Source organism: Endozoicomonas sp. YOMI1, from assembly GCF_024606345.1.
Lineage (GTDB): Bacteria > Pseudomonadota > Gammaproteobacteria > Pseudomonadales > Endozoicomonadaceae > Endozoicomonas.
The window spans coordinates 1-3,775 of sequence record NZ_JAHHPM010000350.1; the positions used below are offsets into that span (position 1 = coordinate 1).

Sequence of the window (3,775 nt, forward strand, 5' to 3'; positions counted from 1 at the left end):
GCTCTGGCGAGATAGAAAGTTCAAACAGTTCGATCGTTCAGAAACGGCTAAAAATTCCCGGAGCCTGGTGGAAGCCTTCAAATGCTGGATCAATGCTTTGCTTAAGAACTTTGCGCTCTAAAGGGGAATGGGATCAAAACTGGTAGCGTTCTTGGTAATTGGTACAAGAACACTTTTAATTTCACCCTACATCATGTTTAAGGCAGGTTTGGAAGTATATGGACTTTATAAAATATTATTTTTGACTTCTTCCAGAATCATAAGACTCCTCCATAGATAAAACAGGAGAAAAGCCCAGCTACCTGCATCATAGAACGTAAACGTGGCTTCAGCCAGTGGCTCCCATCAGGCTAACAGGAATCGGAGGGTGTTCCGACTCCAGCGACCTTGCATGAACTTGCATGAAAAGAGACTTTCGGTGAAATCATCAAGCCTTTGATAGCGGGTATGGGTAATAAGTAATAAGTAATCAATAAACGATAGTACCTTATGTAAAAAAGTAGTTGTATTTCGGTATGCCGCTTGCTCTTTGACTTATTGCTATGTGTGGGTAGCTACAGACAGCTGGTAGCTTTGTATTACGGCATATGCCATGCCTTTTAAGCTCAAGCGGGTGATGTTTTTTTTGGCGTTGTACAGCCTTAATAGTTTTGAACAAGAACTTGTTATTGTAATGGATAGGGAACGTGCTCCTGTAGACAGGTTGCCGTTTCACTGGGTCGAAGAAGCTACAATTTGCGCCTTGAAGCGCGTACAATCTTGCGACCTGAAATTTGCCGGAGAAAGTATTGCCAAAGATAAGTTTTTCCCGTTAATGAAGCAATAACAACGAATGCTGCGTTCGTTGCGGTTTAAATCAAGAGGCCCTGCACCAGTGGTGATTGATATCCAGTGAGTTGAACTTCCGGGCGTACACGTTGTCAGAATTTGTGATTATGTGGCAATTTTTAAGCTTGGGAGTTATGGAAACAAATACCTTGTTCTCTGCAGAAGCAGAAATAGCCGGGAGGTTGTCCGACCCTGGCAATGGGCAATGTGGGTCCAGCAGTGGCAGGCAAAGTCAGGGCGTGGCCTTTGCCCGTGATGTTGTCGCTTCCCACAGTGATGTACCGAGTCTCAGTCACTTGGGTGCTGACAGCGTTGCATCAACGTCTCCCGGAAATATACTCCAATCAAAGATAAGTCCATTAACTGACGACTCAACCACCGTATCTGTAGCTTCGAAAGTGGCAAAATCAGAAGTTTCCTCTACCTCGGCCAACCGCGCTGGACATGACAGTGATCATGCAGTAACCCTGGAGCAGCTGGTAGCTGATACGCGTTCACTTCCAGAATCCAGCATAATCAGTCGGGCAATAAAAGAAACAATGGCTCTGTCGCTTCAGAATTCCCCTTTACGCCATTCAGCACTCCAGGCCTTCGCCATTGGCAGCAATAGGCCGGGCATGGCCAATAGAGCGTTGGGGAGCCGAGTTATTTCTGCAGACTCTGAACTTCCTCCCGGGCATACTTACCAGCCTTATGTCTGGATGTCCCGTTTGGCCAACAGTCAGTTGCTGCCGGATTTTCAGTTGCATGAAGCTTTGCAATCCCGCCTGGTTAATCAGTTGATAATGTCCGAGCAAGAGGCCCGGCAAGACTTTCAGGCGCGATTTGAATACCGTTTTGTTGATTATGGCTTTAACTGTCCTGACGCTTCGGGTGCAGAGCCAGAAAAAAATTACGGGGTATTTGCCAGCATGCCGGTAAAACAGGGGGAGTTGCTCGGGGTCTATTCCGGCATTGGCTATGTGCTCAACAAAAGGGAGTGGGCTAAGCTGAACCACGATTGGAAACCTGAGCAAGTGCATCGGAAATTAGCTGCTGAAATGCCGGATTTCATGAGTTACTACCGGACCCTGATGGCAGGTCTTAGAGGTAAGGATCAAACGCAGCGAACGCTCTCGAAATACACAATGGCAGGGTTTGCTTCAGATTCTTTGAACACGGTTGCCTTTTTGCCGGATAACGAGCGTTATACCCCGATGCATTTCTTGAATGCGGCCAACAGGGGCGAAGATGACAATGTTAGCATGTCGTTTGTCTCAGTGAATACCCGTTCTGGTCATTTTACCCTCCCTGTCTATCTTGCCAAAAGGGATATCGCTGTCGGGGAGGAGTTATTAGTTAATTACCTTTCACTTCCGCCGGAGGCTTGGGAGCAATCAGGCTTGATGATGACAGCTGCTCAGGAAAAGGTGCAATATGATAACAATCTGCAGAGACATCTTGTTTTCATCAAGACACTTAATAATGAGGTACCGGGTAAGCAGGCGATATCGCCGTTTGTTGCAGCGCCTGCTTATTATGCCTCGGAAGCACTTCGCAATAGCCACAGGCAGGCAGCAAAAAAATAGCAGCACCAGGGCTCTGTACGATCATTTTTTGATTTTTAGATATTTGCTAAAAAGGGGAGAGTTTTCTTTTTGGAAATAGTTTGAATGATTTTGCTCTATTTTTGTGAAATTTTTTTGCTCATTTTTTAAAAAAACTTTGGTTTTTTATTTTGCAAAAGCTTGATTATATATTGCTTACTTAATATCTGTTTTTTTTTGATTAGAGTGATTTTCCAGAAATTGACTCTTTTTTAGGGGGGTGCCTTAAAGTTGTATCAGGAACATATCCTGTTGAAATAAAGCTATTATTCGCTCCCGATAAAATCTGGTAATCAAAATATTCAAGAGGATTCGATTTTTATGGAAGCAATGAGACAATCTGGTAATCCACCGACACCTTGTTTAGACACAAGTGTTGAAAAGTCTGAAAATGATGATGGTTCGGTAAAACTTGTTCCCGGTGATGTCTCTACCGAGGGGCTCCGATCTTCAGGTGCTACTGAACATACTCCTGATAAAAGCATGCAGATAGGAGCCAGGAGGTCTTCAGTAGTTTCAAGCGTTGCTGATCTGTCAGGTTCCCAAGCTACGGGGAATGGCGAAGAACATGGCACAGAAATATCTGATTTGGAAAAAGGTGCAGCGGAGCCACAGAGTGCTCAGGGTTTAATTGCAGGGAAATCGACTGCAGAGGAGGTAGTGAGTTCGATGCAGTTACCAACAGGGAGTGTTGTTAAGTCAAGCGACGATGCTCATATACAGCCGGGGTTAAGCCAACAGGAAAGAATGATGACGCAGCTGGCTAACGGGCTTATATATAAATGGATTGCGTGAGATAGGAATCACTAAAGAATGTGTTAAGGAATATCGTCAGTTAATTACTGAATTCTTTTGTTCAGACGGACAACTTAATGAGCGCGATTTTTTGGTGCTGATGGAGATTCATGGTGCAATGAAAGGCCAACAACAGGGGGACGCTATTAATCAAAGTGAGTTTACTACAGAGATGATAGGGTTGGGTAAAAGCCCGGAGCCTGAAGATTTGATTGATCTGTTTTGTCGTCTTCAGAGCAGGGAACTCATAAGTACGGTATACAATAAGACCATCACCGATGACATGAGGGAGAGTGTAAAGAGTACTGTTATGAAGGGGACTGTTGATCGACTCACCAAGGCAGTTTGGCAAGCTGAACATCAGAAGAAATGTAGTATTTTAGAGGGGAGGCATCATCCTGGCACTGAAAGTACTGCACATTTATTAAGTGGTGTTTTCTCCTCAGAATCAGAAATTTTTATCCTCAACTTCTCGCAATCCTCGCTACGGGCGCTATTCTCGGACAGCCTCCTAGTACACGGTTTCAATGCAATTGATGGGCTCCTTCATTGACCTCCTAAGTCCG

The 3,775-nt window shown here is 44.7% G+C and carries 4 protein-coding genes; all 4 read left to right on the forward strand.

The genetic code is table 11. From position 1 onward, the window contains the following. The first annotated feature begins 592 nt into the window (after nt 1-592). The 4 genes from KDK15_RS12610 to KDK15_RS12625 all read left to right on the forward strand — a co-directional run bounded on the left by KDK15_RS12610 (nt 593) and on the right by KDK15_RS12625 (nt 3,762). Complete coding sequence (locus tag KDK15_RS12610) at nt 593-826, forward strand: hypothetical protein (protein WP_257295722.1); 234 nt, start codon at nt 593-595, stop codon at nt 824-826. A 136-nt stretch (nt 827-962) separates the two neighbouring features. Further along, nucleotides 963-2,396, forward strand: coding sequence for an SET domain-containing protein-lysine N-methyltransferase (locus tag KDK15_RS12615; protein WP_257295723.1), 1,434 nt, complete (start codon nt 963-965; stop codon nt 2,394-2,396). Between the two features lie 339 nt (nt 2,397-2,735). Continuing rightward, a complete protein-coding gene (locus KDK15_RS12620) occupies nt 2,736-3,209 on the forward strand; it encodes a hypothetical protein (RefSeq protein WP_257295725.1) in 474 nt (157 codons plus the stop codon). Next, entirely contained in the window at nt 3,202-3,762 is a 561-nt protein-coding gene (locus tag KDK15_RS12625) for a hypothetical protein (RefSeq protein ID WP_257295727.1), read from the forward strand. Before KDK15_RS12620 ends, KDK15_RS12625 begins: the two co-directional genes overlap by 8 nt. Nucleotides 3,763-3,775: the final 13 nt, after the last annotated feature.

Bases quoted from the DNA above. Each gene is read 5' to 3' on its own strand.
- KDK15_RS12610 (WP_257295722.1), top strand. From the start codon at position 593: ATGCCTTTTAAGCTCAAGCGGGTGATGTTTTTTTTGGCGTTGTACAGC.
- KDK15_RS12615 (WP_257295723.1), top strand. From the start codon at position 963: ATGGAAACAAATACCTTGTTCTCTGCAGAAGCAGAAATAGCCGGGAGG.
- KDK15_RS12620 (WP_257295725.1), top strand. From the start codon at position 2,736: ATGGAAGCAATGAGACAATCTGGTAATCCACCGACACCTTGTTTAGAC.